Source organism: Vibrio sp. J2-3(2022) (assembly GCF_021725735.1).
Lineage (GTDB): Bacteria > Pseudomonadota > Gammaproteobacteria > Enterobacterales > Vibrionaceae > Vibrio > Vibrio diabolicus.
On sequence record NZ_JAKKCK010000001.1, the window covers coordinates 1,351,930 to 1,370,387 of the forward strand.

The window sequence follows — 18,458 nt, forward strand, 5'->3', positions numbered from 1 at the left end:
CGTAATTTATCCTTCACTCGCGGCACAAATAAAAGCGAACCGCGATGTTGGAGTAAATACCAAAAGCATTCATCAGGGTCATCGAGGAGACATTTCTCAGAAGTTAAATGTTAAGACACTCTACGAGCTTGCAACAAAGCCGTGGCGTTCAACATGGCATCCTTGGTACTGACATCCAAGACTTGGATTTTTCGAAAGCGTTCCGGTTCTTTAATCGCCACATCGTGAGCAAAAATCACAAACTTGGCTTTCTCGATGTCTTTCTCGGTAATTCGGTTGATGACGCCATTCGCGCCTTGGGTTTCGACTTTAATCTTAATGCCGAGTGCACACGCTGCTTTTTCCAATGACTTCGCCGCTAAGAACGTATGTGCCACACCTGATGGACAAGATGTGACCGCCAAAACATCCGCCTCACCTTCGCCTTGAACGGAGCCATATACTTGAGAATGACCAGTGTAACTCTCATCTTCGGTGACGGTTTTCTTTAGTGCAATCACGATCAACGCCGTGGTAACAGAGCCCGCAATCGTGCCGATGATGTACCCAATTTTTCCATCCACAACAGGGAGAACAATCCAACCGCCCCACGGTGCATGGTTCATTACGTGGAACATAAAGCCAATCACGTTACCAACGATGCCACCCGCCACAATAGCGGGTAATACTCGCGCAGGGTCACCAGCGGCAAAAGGAATCGCACCTTCGCTAATACCGATCATCCCCATAATACCTGCGGCTTTCCCCGCTTCGCGTTCATCTCGCTTGAATTTACTCGGCGCCAAAAATGTGGCTAGTGCCATACCCAATGGCGGCGTACAAATCGCAATACCGACCCCGCCCATCAACCATGGTTGCGTGTTCACTTGGGTTTGAGCAAACAACGTCGCCACTTTGTTAATTGGGCCGCCCATATCAAACGCGGTCATTGCCCCAAGCACAGTTCCGAGCATCACTTTGCCTGACCCCGCCATGCCCGTCAGCACCTCGTTCATGGTGGTCATTGCGCTGGCTATCGGAGCACCTATCACCCACATCACCGCGCCGCAAGTAACAAACGTACCGACTAGCGGATAAATAAAAATCGAGCCAAGCGAACTCATGCTGTCTGGTAGCTGAATTTTCTTTAATAGCCAAACGACAAAGCCAGCAAAAAAGCCGACCACAATCGCACCTAAAAAACCCGTATTGTAATGACTGACAGCAATCCAAGATCCAATCATACCCGGCGCAAGGCCCGGCTTGTCGGCAATGGAATAAGCAATGTAACCGCCAAGAACGGCAGTAAATAATGTAAGGCCAGCAATCCCCATTTGGGCAATATCGGCCAGAACGCCCTCTTGTGGTACACCACCGTGACCAGAGATCATCACCGACAACGACAACAACACACCGCCCGCAACGATAAACGGGATCATGTGAGATGTGCCAAACAACAGGTGCTCTTTAATGCGACCAAGTTTTTGCGCCCAAGGGCTTAGGGGTTCTGATGTAAATTCTAAAGAAGTTGGGAGAAATTCATTGGATTGAGTTTGAATATCAGTCAGCATCTCAAGCGCTTCTTCTCGCGATTGAGCCAACTTGAGCTTTTCAACAAAGCCGTCTTCGATAATTTTGGTGGAAATTTGTGCCAATACTTCAATGTGATGATGATCATCACCATCTGGAGACGCCAGCATGAAAAACACATCGGACAGCTCGCCATCTTCGGCGCCATAATCAATCCCATTACGGCTGATCCCGACCGCGACAGCTGGTTGCGCTACAGCATCACTTTTGGCATGAGGGATCGCAATACCATCATCAAATCCTGTGTTACCGATCTCTTCTCGTTTCCAGATATCTGCCAAGAACTGGCTTTGACTATTGAGCTTGCCGGCGGCCTCTAGCATCTCGACCAGCTCTTTGAGCGCTTCATCTTTGGTTTGAGCTTTTAGATCTAAACATATCGTTTCCAGCTCAATTAGGTTTGTGATGTCCATTGTTTTACCTTCCAATATTCACGCTCGAATATATACCCAAGTGAGTTTGAGATACAGGATCCCCTGGCTCGTATGCGTTCCTACTCATTTGACTTGGGCATAGATTAACCAGTGCCTACCCTTTGATATATAGGACTAAAAGTGCATTAACTGGATTAATGTAACATGAGATTCAAACTGTGATAGAGCTCTTGCGTTAATCCAGCTCAAATCAATTCAATCTGCGGTGGCTGTGCTAATATCCACAAAAAATAAAATGGATAGAACATGAAAATCGTAGCGGTGACAGCATGCCCTACAGGTATCGCTCATACTTATATGGCAGCAGATGCACTAATGAAAGCTGCGCCAAAACATAACGTGCAAATTAAAGTAGAAACGCAAGGTGCGATGGGGATAGAAAATCAGCTCACTCCTCACGATATCGCTCAAGCGGATCGGGTTTTGATCGTGTCGGATATTGAGATAGAACAACCTGGCCGATTCGAAGGGACGCGTAAAATTCAAATCCCCATTGAAGAGGTTTTGCTGAACGTCGACAAAGTATTCCTCGTTCACTGCCGCGACTAAATTTGCAGATGAACGAATACCAAATCACCTTTTTCGTCGATAATGCAAATGCCAGTGCGCACCTTGCTCAGCCACTCAATCGAGTGGCAAAAAAGTTCAAAAGTACCTTACATATCATTAATGTAACGCAAAATCGTGTTGCGGAACTCACAAAGTCCGTGGCGATTTTGCAAGCAGGTCTACAACAAGGTGATTTGTGTCAAATCACAGCGATTGGCATTGACGCAGAGCTGGCCTGCTTCGTCATCAAAGACATGATTGCTGAACACTTTACGGTGGTGGGCTCTCATATCAACTATGAGTTTTCTAGCCAACTGGCCGAGCGTTTACCGCAAATTTGCCCACCTTGTGAAATCAAATGGCAATACGCCAAAGCGCATACCGAGCTCACCAAGTTTGAATGCCTTAAAGGATTAGCTCAGCTGATCCACCCCATTCATCCTGACGAGCTGATTCTTGCTTTTATTAAACGCGAAGAACGCTCATCAACTTGCGTGACTCCGGGGATCGCTCTACCACACGTGATGTTTTCAGGTGTTGACCATATTTCTATTGCTGTTATTGCGAATGAAAAGTCGATGGATTGGGCTTCGAAGATGGGTGATGTTCATCTGGCTATAGCACTGGTGATGCCAGAAAGGCCGACCCGAGATCAGATCATTGCGGCTACTAACCTCACACGAAATCTGCTTACCGATCAAATGGCGGAACGCCTACTACTAACAAAAAGCAGCGTCGACTTACAAGCGCTGCTGATGTACGCCATGTCGAGGCTGCTCGCCTAAACTTCTCTATAATTTACGCACTCTGACTGAAGGCTTAAATCGAACCACGATATTCCGTCGGCGTTCTGCCTGTACGGTTCTTAAATACTCGGCAGAAATAGTTCACGTCTTTAAATCCACAGCGCACTGACACGTCATTGAGTTTGAAGTTGTATTTCTTGAGCATAAACTTCGCACGATCCACGCGTACCCAAGTAATGTAGTCTGCCAAGGTCATGTGCCCCTGCTGACGGAACAAGCGCGACAAATGGTTCGAGGAAATACTGAATCTCGACGCAATGCTGTCACGTGTGATTGGGCGATGGAAGTTCTCTTGAATGTAGATACAAATCCCTTGATAGAGATCTTGCACACGGCTATGTGACTGCTGCTCGACTGGTGCATCCAACATCGTCTTCGCGTATTGCAGTAATGCTTGCAGTAAAAGCTCATCCATTGGTTTTTTAGTATTCTCACGAGCCAGTGAGCTCAACGCTTCTAAGATGTTATCTATCGCAAATCCTGAGCGTGTTTGGATGCTATGCTTTTGAATATCGTAAAAGTTTGCCTCACCTTTGCGTTTGCTCACCAAACTTAACCCAAGTTGTCGACGCCCAAACAAAATACTTAAAACTGAGCAATCGGTATCCCAGTCTGGTTTATTCCAACAGTTAGGTGGAATAAATATCGCATCGCCTTTTTTAGCAACGATGTGCGTTACTTTTCGATCATGACTTTCCATTTCATTAATATATTCCCCATCCAGAACTAACTCTAGGCGAGGGAAATTAACTTGATAGCTAAATTCAGGCGGCGTATGAAAATCTCCTGCAAACCAAATATTATGAAATGGCTCTCTTTCATTTAATACCGCTGAAATTAAATCATGAAAAATCATTGTCTCACACTCTATATATGCATCAATGATGCTATTTACTATAGATATACACCGGACTGGATTTTTGTGCTATTGAGCAAAATCACACTTCCATTTTAATGTTACAAAAATCTAGTTAACGCATCAAATTTCCAGTAACAAAAACTCTATCAACAACACTCAATCCCTTTTCAAATGGGAGCAAAGCCACATTTCACTTATCGTTTAGCTTCTTATCCATCATGTCACAGATATGCAGCTAGATTTGTCCAGTGAACGATCTAAATCACACTATAGTTAGTCGGTTACAATCCTCCAGTAAATGCATTTTTTCTTCACTACAGTCTTTTTATCAGTAATTTAAAAATACCCCTGAAATAAAAATTATATTTATAGGGGTTCGACAATGATCACCAAACTAATAAATGAAGACTTAATTAAGCTTGATCTTAAAGCGTCTTCAAAAGAAGACGTATTTAAAGAACTGGTTGCCGTTCTTCATGCCCAAGGTCGTATTTCTGACCAAACACAATTTCTTGCAGATATAAAAGCACGTGAAGAATTAGGAAATACTGGATTTGAAGATGGCGTGGCAATTCCACACGCGAAAAGCGCCGCTGTGATTGAACCAGCGGTTGTGATCGGCGTAAGCAAATCAGGTATCGAATACGGCGCGGAAGACGGTTTACCTTCAAAGCTGTTCTTCATGATCGCTTCTCCAGACGGTGGCGATAACCACCATATCGAAGTACTTGCAGAACTATCTTCAAAATTGATTGAAGATGGTTTCATCGATGCGTTCTTAGGCGCAACAAACAGCCACGACGCACTGGCACTCCTTCTTGCTAAAGAAGAACCGCAACCAGTGACAGATGCTCCAGCAAACCAAGGTTTCATCATTGGTGTTACTGGTTGTCCTGCTGGCGTTGCCCACACGTACCTAGCGGCGGAAGCACTAGAGAAAGGTGCAGCGGCGATGGGTTACGAAATCAAGGTTGAAACGAACGGTTCAATCGGTGTGAAAAACAGCCCAACCGCAGAAGAAATCGAGCGTGCAGGTGCCATCATCGTCGCCTGTGACAAACAAGTCGACATGAACCGCTTCGCGGGCAAACGCGTGGTTAAAACCAACGTAAAAGCCCCAATCCGCGATGCTCAAGGACTGATTAATGAAGCGTTAAACGCACCGACGTACCAAGCTGAGTCCAATGGCAATACGCAAGCGTCAGTTGCAAACAAAGCGTCTCAAGCCCGTTCTGACTTATATCGCTACTTGATGAACGGCGTATCACACATGATCCCATTCGTCGTAACCGGGGGTCTGTTGATTGCCCTTGCTCTTGCAGTCGGTGGTCAGCCAAGTGAAGCGGGCATGGCCATCCCTGAAGGCAGCATGTGGAACCAAATCCTCAACGTTGGTGTGGTTGCCTTTACGCTGATGATCCCAATCCTAGCCGGTTACATTGCTTACGCGATTGCTGACCGTCCTGCTCTGGCTCCTGGCTTGATCGGTGGTTGGATTGCAAACAACGGTTCTTTCTACGGCGCAGACGCAGGTACAGGCTTTATCGGTGCCATCATCGCAGGCCTGCTTGTGGGTTACTTCGTGAAGTGGATTACGTCGATTAACTACCACAAATTCATTCAACCTTTGGTGCCAATCATGATTGCGCCAATCACAGGTTCGTTGTTCATCGCAGGTCTTTTCATCTTCGTTATCGGCGCGCCAATCGCAAGCCTAATGGACGGTCTGACTGCGCTACTCACTAGCATGAGTACAGGTAACGTCGTTCTACTGGGTATCGTACTTGGTGGTATGGCTGGCTTCGATATGGGTGGTCCATTCAACAAGGTCGCATTCCTATTCTCTGTGGGCATGATTGCGAGCGGTCAAACTCAATTTATGGGTGCGATGGCGTGTGCAATCCCTGTTGCACCTCTAGGCATGGCACTGGCAACGGCGCTTGGTCGTAAGTTCGACCTGTTCGAAGAATCAGAAACCGAAGCAGGTAAAGCAGCAGGTGCAATGGGTCTGGTGGGTATCTCTGAGGGTGCTATTCCATTCGCAGCGCAAGATCCAATGTCAGTGATTCCTGCAAACGTACTTGGCTCAATGGTGGCGGCAGTAATGGCGTTCTCATTCGGCATTACCAACAGCGTTGCTCACGGCGGTCCAGTTGTCGCTCTACTTGGTGCGATGAACCACCCAGTCCTTGCTCTGATTTGTATGGCAGCTGGCGCAACGGTTACCGCAGTAACGTGTGTAACGTTGAAGAAAGTACGTAAAGCAAAAATGATGCAAGCAGCGGCTTAATCCCCTCTCCCCCAAATGGCTCCTATGGCTTGGGCAATGTCGCCTAAGCCATGATTTTCTCGCATGGTGACACTCTATGTCTGATTTAACGATGTCCGATACACAAACGATTCAAACTCAAGCTAAGCATACGATGTTTTTCCTGATGAACAACGTGATTCAAAACTACGCTTGGGGCAGTACTACTTCTGTTAACCAACTGTTTGGCATTGAAAACCCAACGGGCGAACCACAAGCCGAAGTATGGATGGGCGCGCATCCAAACGGTTGCTCAGTGGTGATGGTAAACGGCGAGGAGACCAAACTCTCTTCACTGATTGCTCAAGACATGAATGCTTTTCTGAGTGAAGAAGTCGCAAACCGTTTTGGTGAACTTCCATACCTGTTTAAAGTGCTTGCTGCTGAGAAAGCACTGTCGATTCAGGTGCACCCAAACAAGCAACAAGCAGAACTGGGTTTTGCACTGGAAGAAAAACAAGGCATTCCCCTAACCGCTGCAAACCGTAACTACAAAGATCCAAACCACAAACCAGAATTGGTTTACGCGCTAACCGAATACCAAGCGATGAATGGCTTCCGCCCAACCAGTGAAATCATCAGCTTCTTCTCTGAGCTGGCGATTCCTGAGCTGCAAGACTTGGTGGATGACCTTATCGACAATCAAACTTCAAAAGGCTTGGCGAGCTTCTTCTCCGGTCTATTGTCACTGGAAGGCGAACAGAAAGAGATGGCGTTGACGGTGCTATTGGCACAAGCTCGCATCACCGACTTACCTCTGTTCAACCTGATCTTGGAGTTAGAAACGCAATACCCGGGCGACATTGGTTTGTTTGCACCCTTGCTACTCAACGTTATCACGCTGAAACCAGGCGAAGCGATGTTCTTGGATGCAGAAACGCCACACGCTTACTTAAAAGGTACAGGTCTTGAGATCATGGCGAACTCAGACAATGTGCTACGCGCAGGTTTAACACCGAAGTATATGGATGTAAAAGAACTCGTTGCATGCACACGCTTCGAAGAAAAGCCATTCGATACCCTACTGCTTGCACCAATCGAAAACGACGACATGTTGGAATACCCAGTTCCCGTCGACGATTTCAAATTCGCGATTGTAAAGCAGGCCAACCAACGAACACTTTATGTAAGAACCGCAGAAATCCTTTTGCCGCTAGATTCCCCGCTCGTGATTACACACGCAAATGGTGAAACATGTGTAGTAGATAAAGGCCAATCTGTTTTCATTCCGGCTTACGCAAAACAATACACCTTGAATTGCGAAGGTCGCGTTGCACGGGCTTACAGTTAATATCGCTGATTAAGTTCACATGTCGTTACTGCCAATAAGCAAAAAAGAGCAGAGAAACGTCTCTGCTCTTTTACTTAATATGCGCTTTTCCCGATAAATTCACGCAATAATCAAATTGTCTAGAAAGGTTTACTGCTTAGCGTGGAACATCGCTTGTCCACTTTTATCTTTATTCGACCAAAAGTTAATATTGAACTGTGCATCATCGCTCATTTCAATACGATGCCAATACTGTGGCGGGCTTGTCGCGAACTGACCTGCGTTGATCACGACGACCATTTCAGGCTCTGTCGCGAATTCATCAGCAAAACCATAGTAGGTGACTTGCCCCTCCATTACGCATAACTGCCCAAACACGCCTTCGGCTGTGTTGTGATGAGTTAGAAGAGCTGGAGGCACACTGCCTTTGGTAAAAAATGGCGTCGAACGTTGAACCGTCCAGTCTTTCGGAATACGAAGATGTGACATGGTTATACCCTCTTTGAATATAAAATTGTGCTGCTTGAAGCGAGTTACGATTGCGCGACTTGAGACAGTTCACGCAGTAACAGAAAAGCCTGAGCCACTTGCTCGCCCGTCACAACAAACCCTGTCAATATGCTTTGTTCATTTTCAGCTTTTGCTACGATGCCAGATTGAGAAATCTGCACATTCCAATTCGCGACAGCACTGAAGTCCCCGGCAAGCTGAATTGGGTAACTCGGCGTTTTGACTTTTACCATCATTGGCGGCAACTTCAATTGCGCTTCCTGCCCAAGCAACTGCTTACCTAAAACATTAGCGCTCAACACGATTGGCTGAAGGTATGGAAGCATACGCCCTTGTATCTCGGCGCAATCGCCCAGAGCGAATACATTGTTCGCAGAAGTCTGCAGCTTAGCGTCAACAGCAATGCCTTTCCCAACCTCTAATCCACAAGCATTCGCTAATTGAGTGTTTGAACGTAAGCCAGCGGCAGAAATCACTACATCAGTATCGATCACTTCACCGCTGTTCAAAGTCGCCACCAACGAATCGGCGGTACGATTCACCTCAACAACCCCATTTCCCAACGCCAGTTGAATGCCTTGCTGCTTAAGTTGGCTTTCCAGAGGCAACGCCACAAACTCAGGAATAAGATTGGCAAGCAAGCGTTGGTTTGATTCAACCACCGTAACGGCTTTGCCGCTGCTCGCAATATCCATTGCAATCTCAACGCCAATCAAACCACCACCGATAACCATTACGCGCTTTGCTTGACTGATTCGCTCTTCTGCGAGCTGATACTCTTGTAACGAATTGAGCGTTAGGACATCGCCAGAAGCATCACCTCGAATTGGAGGAACAAAGGCTTTCGCGCCCGTTGCAAAAATCAGTTTGGAGTACGCATAAACTTGTCCATCTGCTACCACTTGTTGGGCTTGCGTATCCACACTCTCAATTTTAGTGTGGGTTAATAACTCGATATGGTGCTCTTGGGCAAACGCTTCTCCCGTTTTTACCACCAGATCCCTCGCGGTCTGTTTTCTACTGAACACATGGCTCAAATCGGGCTTGTTATACTCCGCACCGTCATCAGCGGTGAATACTTGAATTGACACCTGTGCATCCACTCGACGCACAGTTTTAACCAGTTGATAGGCAGCAAAGCCACTGCCTATGATTACAATTGGTGCTTGCATCACAGCTCCTTAACCCTTGAACTCAACAAATACATCTTTACCCAAGTGACACTCAGGGCAAAGGAAGTAATCCGGAACGTCTGACCACACGGTACCCGGTTCAATTCCTTGATTAGGCTCACCCTGAGCAGGGTCATACACCCAGTTACAAACGGTGCAAATCATGCATTGGCAATCTGATGGATGTACCTCTGAGCTTGGATTAATAAGCTCCCTTTCGACTACGGCTTGCGTTTCTACTTGTACAACGGGCTGTGATTGAACTTGCGGTGCAGACGCAGCCATCATCGGAGCCGCAACAGGACTTATTAGTGGATGTTTCGCCCACAGTTTCGCGATGCTCTTGCCATGTTCACGACACTCACGCATCGCTTTACCATCTGGTCGCCATTTGGTTTTCAGGCTGACTGCCGTTTCAAAACCCGCATCGGTCAACCGTGCGTGGATACGGTCTACCGCACCACCATTCCACCCGTAGCTACCGAATGCAGCGGCCTTCTTGGCTTTAAAACGAAGACCTGTGATCTCCTCCAGCATGCCAGCAATCTTCGGCATCATGACGTTGTTCATGGTAGACGAGCCAACCAAGATGCCTTTAGAGCGGAATACATTGGCGAGAATTTCATTCTTATCGTGCTTAGACACATTGAAGACTTTAACAGCGACACCCGGGTCGACATCGTGAATGCCCTGTGCAATCGCGTCCGCCATCATTCGGGTATTGTTCGACATAGAATCGTAGAAGATGGTAATACGATCTTCTTGGTAGTTATCCGCCCATTCCAAATATTGCTCGATGATTTGAACTGGGTTATCGCGCCATACAATACCGTGTGAAGTAGCAATCATGTCGACAGGCAAATTAAAGCTCAACACTTCTTTGATTTTAGCGGTTACCAAGCTGCTGAACGGCGTTAGAATGTTTGAGTAGTAACGCAGACACTGTTCCATCAACTCATTTTGATCCACTTCGTCGTTGAACAAACGCTCATCACAATAATGCTGTCCAAAGGCGTCATTACTAAACAGCACCGCATCGCCGGTTAAGTAAGTCATCATACTGTCAGGCCAGTGCAACATCGGCGCTTCCACAAATACCAATTGTTTACCGTTACCAATATCGATGCTGTCACCTGTTTTTACCGTTTTAAAGTTCCATTCGGGATGATGGTGATGGCCAACAATCGAATCAATCGCCGCTTCCGTACAGTAAATTGGCGTGTTCGGAATCTTCTCCATCAATGCCGACAATGCGCCCGAGTGATCTTCTTCTGCATGGTTCACGACGATAAAATCGATCGTCTTAAGATCGATTTCCATTTCTAGGTTCTGGATAAATTGCTGGCTGAATCGATGATCGACCGTATCGATCAGCACCGTTTTTTCTTCACGAATTAGATAACTGTTGTAGCTGGTACCTTTTGTCATTTTGTATTCTGTACCGTGGAAGTCTTGAACTTCCCAATCGCGTTGACCTACCCAGTGGATGTTGTTTTTTACGTGAATTGTCATGATTACTACCTTGAATGACGGGATAAACAAAAATAATTTCTTCTTGTAATGCACTGGGCATGCCAACTTTTAATTGCTATATATTTCAATAATTTAATTAAAATACAACCTTAACAACTGTCATTTAGACACAGTTGAAAATTGTCATTAAGACACTACAATAGTCATATTGACACATTTGGTATTGGCTATGACTTCTTTAATCGCGCAATGGCTACACATCACGCAAGACCTAAATTCAGCGCTCACTCGGCAAGCTCGATTTGATACCTTATTAACAACGATTCGCGAGATATTAAAATGTGATGCTTCTGCTCTTCTTTTGTATGAAGATCAGCACTTTAAGCCGCTGGCTATCAATGGCTTAGCAAAGGAAGTATTGGGACGCCGTTTTTCTATAAACCAACACCCGAGATTGGAAGCCATTGCACGCGCTGGCGATATCGTACGGTTTCCATCGAATAGCGACTTACCCGATCCCTATGACGGGTTAATTCCGAACCACGACGACAATCTGCACGTTCATTCATGTATTGGTCTCCCTTTGTTGATCGACGATCAATTGATTGGCGCGATCACTATTGATGCCTTCGACCCGAATCAGTTCGATGGTTTACTCAATCAAGAACTACGCTTTGTAAGTGCGTTAGCCGCGGGGGGCTTGCACACTGCTCTACTACTGGAGCAGTTAGAAACACAAGCAAGCTTGCCACGTGAGTCTTACACTGAGAAACGCACCTTGAGCAACGAAATCATTGGCAAATCGGCTGGGATGAAAGCACTTCAAGAGCAAATCGATGCGGTGGCAGATACCGAGCTATCAGTGTTGATAATGGGTGAAACAGGGGTTGGTAAAGAGCTCGTCGCAAACGCAATTCATCATCGCTCTCACCGAGCCAATAATACCTTGGTGTACTTAAACTGTGCCGCATTACCTGAGTCTGTCGCAGAGAGTGAGCTTTTTGGTCATATCAAAGGTGCTTTTACTGGTGCTATCAGTAATCGCAAGGGTAAGTTCGAACAAGCAGATGGTGGCACACTGTTTTTGGATGAAGTTGGCGAACTGTCGTTAGAACTGCAAGCTAAGTTACTTCGAGCTCTCCAATACGGCGACATCCAACGTGTGGGTGATGACCGCCATATTCGAGTCAATACACGCATTGTGGCGGCAACGAACCGTGTTCTGCATGAAGAAGTAAAAGCTGGCCGTTTCAGAGCAGATTTGTACCACCGTTTGAGTGTATTCCCTCTTCATGTTCCCCCACTTCGTGAACGTGAAGACGATGTCGTGCTACTGGCTGGTTTCTTTGCAGAGCAACTACGCAGTAAGTTGGGGCTGAACAGTGTTCGACTCTCTCCCACTCTAGTTCAAGAACTTAAAGATTACTCTTGGCCGGGCAACGTGCGTGAACTGGAACACGTCATCAAACGAGCGGGCGTGCTTGCCAAAGCTAGAACTCAATCGCTGGATATCGAATTGGTGGAACAAGATTTCGATATCAAAGCGTCGAACAATCAGCCCATCACTGAAGAGCCAGGTATACCTAGCTCTTCATTTGAACTGTCAGACGCTGGTTTAAAACAAGCCACTGACACCTTCCAAAAATCCATGATTCTAAAAGCACTAGAGCAGAATCAAGGAAACTGGGCTGCAACAGCACGTCAGTTAGAACTCGATAATGGTAATTTACACCGCTTAGCCAAACGGTTAGGTATAAAGTAAAAAAAGGATACGGACGGTTTGAATTCCGCAAGAAAATCTATCTCGCTTATGTCAAAATGCACCATCACAATCGAAAAGTCTGTAATGTAATGAACTACCAAGCTGCTATTTTTGATATGGATGGTTTGCTCCTTGATACTGAGCGCGTCTGTATGCGTATTTTCCAAGAAGCATGTGAAGTCCAAAACCTTCCGTTTTATGAAGATGTTTACCTGTCGATCATTGGTCGCAATGCGGCAGGTATTGAAGCAATTTTCCGCAAAGCCTACGGTGAGAACCTAGACCGCCTGCATCATGAATGGCGTACTCGTTACAATGCTGTCGTCAAACACCAAGCCATCCCAGTGAAAAATGGTGTTGTTGAGCTGCTAGAATGGCTGAAAGCACAAGGCTTACCAATCGCAGTAGCGACTTCTACGGCAAAGGAGGTAGCGAAAATCAAACTGGAATTAGCGGGTTTGAGTAAGTACTTCGACAACCTCACCACAGGCTGCGAGGTAAACCACGGTAAACCCGATCCAGAAATCTATTTGCTGGCAGCGAATCGTCTGGATGTAGAACCAAGCCAATGTTTGGCCTTTGAAGATTCCAATAACGGTGTTCGTGCAGCCGTGGCAGCGAATATGGTTACTTATCAGATTCCGGATTTAGTTGAACCTTGCGAAGAGGTAAAACAATTTGGTCATTCCATCGTGCCGTCATTACATGAAGCGTTAGATGCGTTGAAGCAAAATCGCTAAACGTCAACTGCCGCTCTAACTGTTAAAGCTCAGCAATTTGGCTGAGCTTTTTTATACTTGAGCCTCTCCTCTCACCTTCTCTAATCTACTTCTAATAAACGCCAAGATACTGCTCCAAAGGCTTAATAAGATAGACCTTATCTCTGTACGGGGCGTATTCCTTTCTTTTTTGATTTACCTCACGCCATCGCATGAAATAGGGCCTATGAGTGATCAAATAGTGGAACTAACCAGTACAACTTTGCAACAAAACGTCAATATACCGCTTGAAGCACGTTTTTCGAGTGAAAATTGGCTGATAATGAGAACTATTGGATGAGATTAATCCAAGTCAGCCCAAAATATAAAATGGAGAGTGTTATATGTCTTTACGTTTATTAGCAGCAACCTTCGCATTAGTAGGAATGAGCTTTGGTGCCCAAGCCAGTGCCGAGTGTGAAGTGTCCCTAGATGCTAACGATATGATGCAGTTTTCTACTAAAACACTGAGCGTTCCAGCCACTTGTAAAGAAGTAAAACTGACGCTAAACCACACAGGTAAAATGCCTGCACAATCAATGGGTCACAACGTCGTTATCGCAGATACCGCTAATCTACAAGCAGTAGGTACGGACGGCATGGCAGCAGGTGCAGAAAACAATTACGTGAAGCCAAATGACGACCGTGTATACGCTCACACAAAAGTGATTGGCGGCGGTGAAAGCACCAGCATTACTTTCAGCACTGAAAAAATGAAAGCTGGCGGCGACTACTCATTCTTCTGCTCGTTCCCTGGTCACTGGGCGATCATGCAGGGTAAATTTGAGTTCAAATAAGAGCTAACAAAGTCAAAACAAGACTCACTATAGGGAAGCCATCGCTTCCCTTTTTATTGCACGTTAGTTAAGCACGTCGATGGATAATCTCATCCAAAGGTACAGGCCTTGCTAAGTAAAATCCTTGAACTTTATCAACCCCACTTGACCGCACAAAGTCATAGTCAGACTGCGTTTCCACCCCTTCCGCTACGACCTCGCAATTTGCAATATGTCCTAACTTAGCAACCAATCGATACAGTTGACGTCCACGATGATCGTTAGCGTCCAATAGCAGCGATCTGTCTAGCTTAATCTTGTTAAATGGATACTTGAACAAATGAGGAAACGACGCGTAGCCCGTACCAAAATCATCCATTGTGATACGAACTCCCATACTCTGTAGAGCTTTCATGGTGTTAGTTAAAGAAACTTCATTGTCTAATACGGCTTCTTCAGTAATTTCAATTTCAAGCCATTCAGCCGGGATTCCAAAATAGACCAACCTGCCTTGTAAATGCTGAACAAAATCCACTTGTTGAATGGTAGCAACAGAAACATTAATGGCCACTCTTCGCTGATCAGATAATCCCATTTCCTTCATATCCGACAACACCTTTTCGAGAACTAGTTTATCGAGCAGTGGCATAGCATCTAACCGGTGAAAATCTTCAATAAACGTTGGTGAAAGTAAGTTTCCATCTTCATCTTTATATCGAATAAGCGCTTCGTAAGAATACTGTTCCGCATCCTTTGTTGAATGCTGCTTTTGATAAAACATCACCAACTCGCCTTCACGAAGAATGGAAGTTAAACGCTTCTGCGCGGATGACTTGCTGATACTCGATGTGTTCGCATCTTTCACACTACTGAGTAGTGATTTAAATAGGGATTGTTCTAAACCATTGTAAGTATTACTTACACCAAGCTGCCCCACATATTTGCCTGTATAGGCTAGATAAAAAGGTCGATAAATTAGTACACCAATCGCAATCACCACCAGTTGAAGTATCGCCCCCTGGACCTGATGCCCCATTGCAACATAACCACTCAACAGAGGCGGTGTCATCCAGTTCACAATATTTTCAACAGGCGCAATTAAGCCGGAAGCAATTGCACAGTAGGTGATGATAAAACTTACCAGCGGCACTAATACAAATGGGACGACCAGAATAGGATTAAAGATGATAGGCAACCCAAATAGCAGCACTTCATTGATGTTGAACATCACCAATGGTGCTGCCGCTAACGCCAGTAAAATATGATTGCGCTCTTTAGCGAACAATAACAGACACAGGAGTAAACTGATGCTATTCCCTGACCCGCCCATGGATAAAAATGCGTCGTAAAAACCTTGGCTAATGACGTTAAGCGACGCTTCGCCTGTTTGCCAAGCAGCCATGTTGGCTTCGGTCGCAGCGTATATTTGCTGCTTGATGGCAAACAACATGTTGTGACCATTAATGCCCGCCGCTCCTAATAAGCTCAAGATGGATTGATAAAATAATCCTCCTGTGAACGTCAGCGGATCAAAGTTAAGTCCAGCCACTGTTGTAGTAAAAGCATCCATCACCGCTGCGGTGACATGAGATAAGCTAACCGCAAATAAAACGAATACGAAAAAATGTAAGACATCTTTAAAAAGACGAGAAGAGAAGTCCATTGCTTGAGGATCAAGCAGCTCAATTCGGAAACTTTTACAATAAACGTATGACACCGTTGCACTGAAGAGTGCTAATAAAGGGTTATTCGGCAACATGTAATTACTAGAAAGGCTGTCATTCTCTATTGAAATTAAATAGAACATGACCAACGAATAAATGATGATAATCGCGCTCGACACATTCACTTTATGCGATAAATAGTAACCAGCCACAATGCAAAACGCTGTGGGATATAAGTTGATTAAAATATCAGAAAGATGGAACAATAACTGAGAAACCTCTGACACCCCTAGGATTCTAGAAGCGTGACCAAGAAAGATAGCAAGTGCGTTAGATAGCGTCAGCGGTAACAGCAATAAGGCAATAGATGCGAGATCAGTAAGATAAGATTTAGATCCAAATCGCCATTTATCTGTAAATACCGTTAGACGATGAAAGGGGTCAAATACGCGTTCACGACGAGTGTGCATGGTGAGTTCTTATATTAAGTAATAATCATCGGCTGCGAAATAGGCAGCCGTAAATGCAACGGCCAGACTCAGTAACGTATTATTTGGTGGATAATTTTTAGTGTTTCTATTGGCTAAAACAATAGTTTGAATTGCCAGTCACAGCGCAAAGATGTCGCAAGTGCAATTTAACGATTATATACCCCTTGATCCAATGAGATTATTATCCTTAACGATAAAAGCCATACCAAGCATCTCGATATGGCTATCGTTAAAACTGATGTATATACCCAAATGACTTCAAGAAGGAGGCTTCGGTGACACGCCCTTGACGAGCGAGTTGATTTGGCTCACATACACTGTGAACAATTTTTGATTTAGCACGAGTAGAACTTCAAGTCGTTGTCTCGTCTGTAAAACAAATCATTTAATCCCGTGTAGCTCTTTCCAGTTTCCTGGATGAACCACATAGCCGAACAGGGCATGCCCACCATAAACCAGCTCGGTTCCTTCCGGGATCCACAGCATTTGACCTGGGTGAACAAGATGTGTTTCACCGTTTGCGGTCAGCTCGAAACAGCCTTCAATCACAAAAATAACCTCATCATAAAGCAGCGTCCAAGCCACTTGAGCGCCTTCCCATTTAGCAAAACCTACGCCAATGTTTGGTGAAATTTCCGGGCTTAACGCTCGGGCTACGTACGCCATTCCCGGTGTATCACCACGAACATTAAAATCTAGGTTTTTACTATCAACGAGTTTGACTTGCTTCATAACTCACTCCTGCTTTGCCATTTTGCTAATTGGATACGCGTTTTTACTCCCATGCCTAAAAAAGGCTCTGGCGGATTCAAACAAGGCATCCCTGTCACTTGCTGTATGTCATCCAATGATTTAGATGTCGCACCTACGACATAGTCAGCTAACAGCGTTCCAGAAATGGTTCCCCACGCGGCACCAACACCATTGTCACAAGCGCTGGCATAAACACCTTCATCTAATTGACCAAAAAAGTTAGTAAAGTTACGAGAGATGGCATATACCCCACCCCATGTGTGAGTAAATGGTACGTCGGCCAGCTCGGGGTAACGCGCCAAAAAGACTTGACGATGATCGTCTCGGATTTGCTCTCTGACTTTATCGTTCATGCTTGAGCCATACTTCGGCACATGTTTGTAAGTATTTCGGATCAAAATACGTCGATCGGCGGTCATACGTAACGTCGTTCCCGCATGATCAGCTGGGGTTAGGCCCCAATTCAGCTCTCCTCCGTATCGCTGCATTTCTGCGTCAGTCAATGGACGCGTCCAGCTTGCAAACGTCATCACTGGCAGTAATCTGTTTTTAAGGTAACCAAACTCACGAGTAAAAATGCTGGTGCCAAGTAACAGTTCAGTGGTTTCAACAGAACCACTATCTCCATGTAATACCCAGTAACCGTTCTCTTTACTGAGTTTGCGGATTGGCGAGTTTTCTAACACCTCGACATTCTCTGGAAGGCTTTCCCCTAGCCCACGCACCAGAGCAGCAGGTTGCATTAAATAACCACCTGGCGTGTAAATTGCGCGGCTGTAGTAATTTGTCCCTAAGACTTTCGCCAGCTCACTGCCATTAACATGGAAGTATGGTTCGCCAAGGTCTTTCATTAGGTGCTCAAAGTGATCGAGATACGCTTCACCGCGCGCCCCTACGGCTCCTTGATATTTGCCCTTTGCTGACCACTGACAAGAAATACTGTGCTTCGACACTAAAGTGTCTAGCTGAGCAATCGCAGAACGGTTGAGCGATAACAACTTTTGTTTGTGCTCAGGGTCGGGATGCTCAAGTGAAAACTTATGAGGCAAATCGATCACAAAGCCCGAATTTCTCCCTGACGCCCCTTGGCCGATACGTTGCGCATCAATCAGTATAATTCGTGCGTTAGGCTGAAGCTCAGCTAAACGTCTTGCCATAGCTAGTCCAGCGAAACCGGCACCTAGCACGGCATAGTCAGCAGTTTGTTTACCTTTTAACGCTGGTTTTTCTGCAATACTTGGCAACGCATGGTACCAACCACATGTTGCATCATCATTGGGTAAATGAATCATCTTCTTTCTCCG

15 protein-coding genes are annotated in these 18,458 nt (G+C 45.6%); 7 read left to right on the forward strand and 8 right to left on the reverse strand.

Annotated elements, in window-relative coordinates; translation table 11 throughout:
• Positions 1-110 precede the first annotated feature (110 nt).
• The gene (locus L3V27_RS05885; protein WP_237311272.1) at positions 111-1,982 is read right to left on the reverse strand and encodes a fructose-specific PTS transporter subunit EIIC; all 1,872 of its coding nucleotides are present in this window, start codon (positions 1,980-1,982) and stop codon (positions 111-113) included.
• Positions 1,983-2,249: 267 nt separating this feature from the next.
• On the opposite strand from L3V27_RS05885, the gene L3V27_RS05890 reads away from it, so the two are divergent.
• Together L3V27_RS05890 and L3V27_RS05895 are read left to right on the forward strand one after the other, a co-directional pair.
• A complete protein-coding gene (locus L3V27_RS05890) occupies positions 2,250-2,552 on the forward strand; it encodes a PTS fructose transporter subunit IIB (protein WP_005463048.1) in 303 nt (100 codons plus the stop codon).
• An 8-nt stretch (positions 2,553-2,560) separates the two neighbouring features.
• The gene (locus L3V27_RS05895) at positions 2,561-3,337 is read left to right on the forward strand and encodes a PTS sugar transporter subunit IIA (protein ID WP_237311274.1); all 777 of its coding nucleotides are present in this window, start codon (positions 2,561-2,563) and stop codon (positions 3,335-3,337) included.
• Between the two features lie 34 nt (positions 3,338-3,371).
• On the opposite strand, the gene L3V27_RS05900 is transcribed toward L3V27_RS05895, so the two are convergent.
• Positions 3,372-4,214, reverse strand: a complete 843-nt coding sequence (locus L3V27_RS05900; RefSeq protein ID WP_006742228.1) for an AraC family transcriptional regulator — start codon at positions 4,212-4,214, stop codon at positions 3,372-3,374.
• A gap of 385 nt (positions 4,215-4,599) precedes the next feature.
• Here L3V27_RS05900 and L3V27_RS05905 point away from each other — a divergent pair, with 385 nt between their 5' ends.
• Together L3V27_RS05905 and manA are read left to right on the forward strand one after the other, a co-directional pair.
• Entirely contained in the window at positions 4,600-6,507 is a 1,908-nt protein-coding gene (locus L3V27_RS05905; RefSeq protein WP_237311276.1) for a fructose-specific PTS transporter subunit EIIC, read from the forward strand.
• A 76-nt stretch (positions 6,508-6,583) separates the two neighbouring features.
• Positions 6,584-7,816, forward strand: a complete 1,233-nt coding sequence (gene manA, locus L3V27_RS05910) for a mannose-6-phosphate isomerase, class I (RefSeq protein WP_237311277.1) — start codon at positions 6,584-6,586, stop codon at positions 7,814-7,816.
• Between the two features lie 129 nt (positions 7,817-7,945).
• Here manA and L3V27_RS05915 read toward each other — a convergent pair whose 3' ends face one another.
• Genes L3V27_RS05915 through norV form a run of 3 tightly spaced genes read right to left on the reverse strand, consistent with a single transcriptional unit; the run spans position 7,946 to position 10,989 of the window.
• Positions 7,946-8,284, reverse strand: coding sequence for a DUF1971 domain-containing protein (locus L3V27_RS05915; RefSeq protein WP_006742231.1), 339 nt, complete (start codon positions 8,282-8,284; stop codon positions 7,946-7,948).
• Between the two features lie 44 nt (positions 8,285-8,328).
• Positions 8,329-9,477: an NADH:flavorubredoxin reductase NorW gene (gene norW, locus L3V27_RS05920; RefSeq protein ID WP_237311279.1), complete on the reverse strand. Its 1,149-nt coding sequence runs from the start codon at positions 9,475-9,477 to the stop codon at positions 8,329-8,331.
• Positions 9,478-9,486: 9 nt separating this feature from the next.
• Entirely contained in the window at positions 9,487-10,989 is a 1,503-nt protein-coding gene (gene norV / locus L3V27_RS05925) for an anaerobic nitric oxide reductase flavorubredoxin (RefSeq protein WP_237311281.1), read from the reverse strand.
• 190 nt (positions 10,990-11,179) lie between these two features.
• On the opposite strand from norV, the gene norR reads away from it, so the two are divergent.
• The 3 genes from norR (at position 11,180) to azu (ending at position 14,267) form a co-directional block, all read left to right on the forward strand.
• Positions 11,180-12,712, forward strand: a complete 1,533-nt coding sequence (gene norR / locus L3V27_RS05930) for a nitric oxide reductase transcriptional regulator NorR (RefSeq protein ID WP_237311282.1) — start codon at positions 11,180-11,182, stop codon at positions 12,710-12,712.
• 89 nt (positions 12,713-12,801) lie between these two features.
• The gene (locus L3V27_RS05935) at positions 12,802-13,452 is read left to right on the forward strand and encodes an HAD family phosphatase (protein WP_005392456.1); all 651 of its coding nucleotides are present in this window, start codon (positions 12,802-12,804) and stop codon (positions 13,450-13,452) included.
• Positions 13,453-13,814: 362 nt separating this feature from the next.
• A complete protein-coding gene (gene azu, locus L3V27_RS05940) occupies positions 13,815-14,267 on the forward strand; it encodes an azurin (protein WP_005392455.1) in 453 nt (150 codons plus the stop codon).
• Positions 14,268-14,334: 67 nt separating this feature from the next.
• Here the strand turns inward: azu and L3V27_RS05945 are convergent, their stop codons facing one another.
• The 3 genes from L3V27_RS05945 to L3V27_RS05955 all read right to left on the reverse strand — a co-directional run bounded on the left by L3V27_RS05945 (position 14,335) and on the right by L3V27_RS05955 (position 18,446).
• Positions 14,335-16,380, reverse strand: a complete 2,046-nt coding sequence (locus L3V27_RS05945) for an EAL domain-containing protein (RefSeq protein ID WP_237311284.1) — start codon at positions 16,378-16,380, stop codon at positions 14,335-14,337.
• A 402-nt stretch (positions 16,381-16,782) separates the two neighbouring features.
• Positions 16,783-17,133, reverse strand: a complete 351-nt coding sequence (locus L3V27_RS05950) for an ethanolamine utilization protein EutQ (RefSeq protein ID WP_139059213.1) — start codon at positions 17,131-17,133, stop codon at positions 16,783-16,785.
• Positions 17,130-18,446 carry an FAD-binding oxidoreductase gene (locus L3V27_RS05955; RefSeq protein WP_074189840.1) on the reverse strand — a complete coding sequence of 439 codons (1,317 nt, stop codon included), beginning with the start codon at positions 18,444-18,446 and terminating at the stop codon, positions 17,130-17,132. Before L3V27_RS05955 ends, L3V27_RS05950 begins: the two co-directional genes overlap by 4 nt.
• Positions 18,447-18,458 lie beyond the last annotated feature (12 nt).

Coding starts and splice junctions, on each gene's coding strand:
- L3V27_RS05905 (WP_237311276.1), top strand. CDS start 4,600: ATGATCACCAAACTAATAAATGAAGACTTAATTAAGCTTGATCTTAAA.
- L3V27_RS05945 (WP_237311284.1), bottom strand. CDS start 16,380: ATGCACACTCGTCGTGAACGCGTATTTGACCCCTTTCATCGTCTAACG.
- L3V27_RS05950 (WP_139059213.1), bottom strand. CDS start 17,133: ATGAAGCAAGTCAAACTCGTTGATAGTAAAAACCTAGATTTTAATGTT.
- norR (WP_237311282.1), top strand. CDS start 11,180: ATGACTTCTTTAATCGCGCAATGGCTACACATCACGCAAGACCTAAAT.
- norW (WP_237311279.1), bottom strand. CDS start 9,477: ATGCAAGCACCAATTGTAATCATAGGCAGTGGCTTTGCTGCCTATCAA.
- L3V27_RS05935 (WP_005392456.1), top strand. CDS start 12,802: ATGAACTACCAAGCTGCTATTTTTGATATGGATGGTTTGCTCCTTGAT.
- norV (WP_237311281.1), bottom strand. CDS start 10,989: ATGACAATTCACGTAAAAAACAACATCCACTGGGTAGGTCAACGCGAT.
- azu (WP_005392455.1), top strand. CDS start 13,815: ATGTCTTTACGTTTATTAGCAGCAACCTTCGCATTAGTAGGAATGAGC.
- L3V27_RS05885 (WP_237311272.1), bottom strand. CDS start 1,982: ATGGACATCACAAACCTAATTGAGCTGGAAACGATATGTTTAGATCTA.
- L3V27_RS05900 (WP_006742228.1), bottom strand. CDS start 4,214: ATGATTTTTCATGATTTAATTTCAGCGGTATTAAATGAAAGAGAGCCA.
- L3V27_RS05895 (WP_237311274.1), top strand. CDS start 2,561: ATGAACGAATACCAAATCACCTTTTTCGTCGATAATGCAAATGCCAGT.
- L3V27_RS05890 (WP_005463048.1), top strand. CDS start 2,250: ATGAAAATCGTAGCGGTGACAGCATGCCCTACAGGTATCGCTCATACT.
- L3V27_RS05955 (WP_074189840.1), bottom strand. CDS start 18,446: ATGATTCATTTACCCAATGATGATGCAACATGTGGTTGGTACCATGCG.
- L3V27_RS05915 (WP_006742231.1), bottom strand. CDS start 8,284: ATGTCACATCTTCGTATTCCGAAAGACTGGACGGTTCAACGTTCGACG.
- manA (WP_237311277.1), top strand. CDS start 6,584: ATGTCTGATTTAACGATGTCCGATACACAAACGATTCAAACTCAAGCT.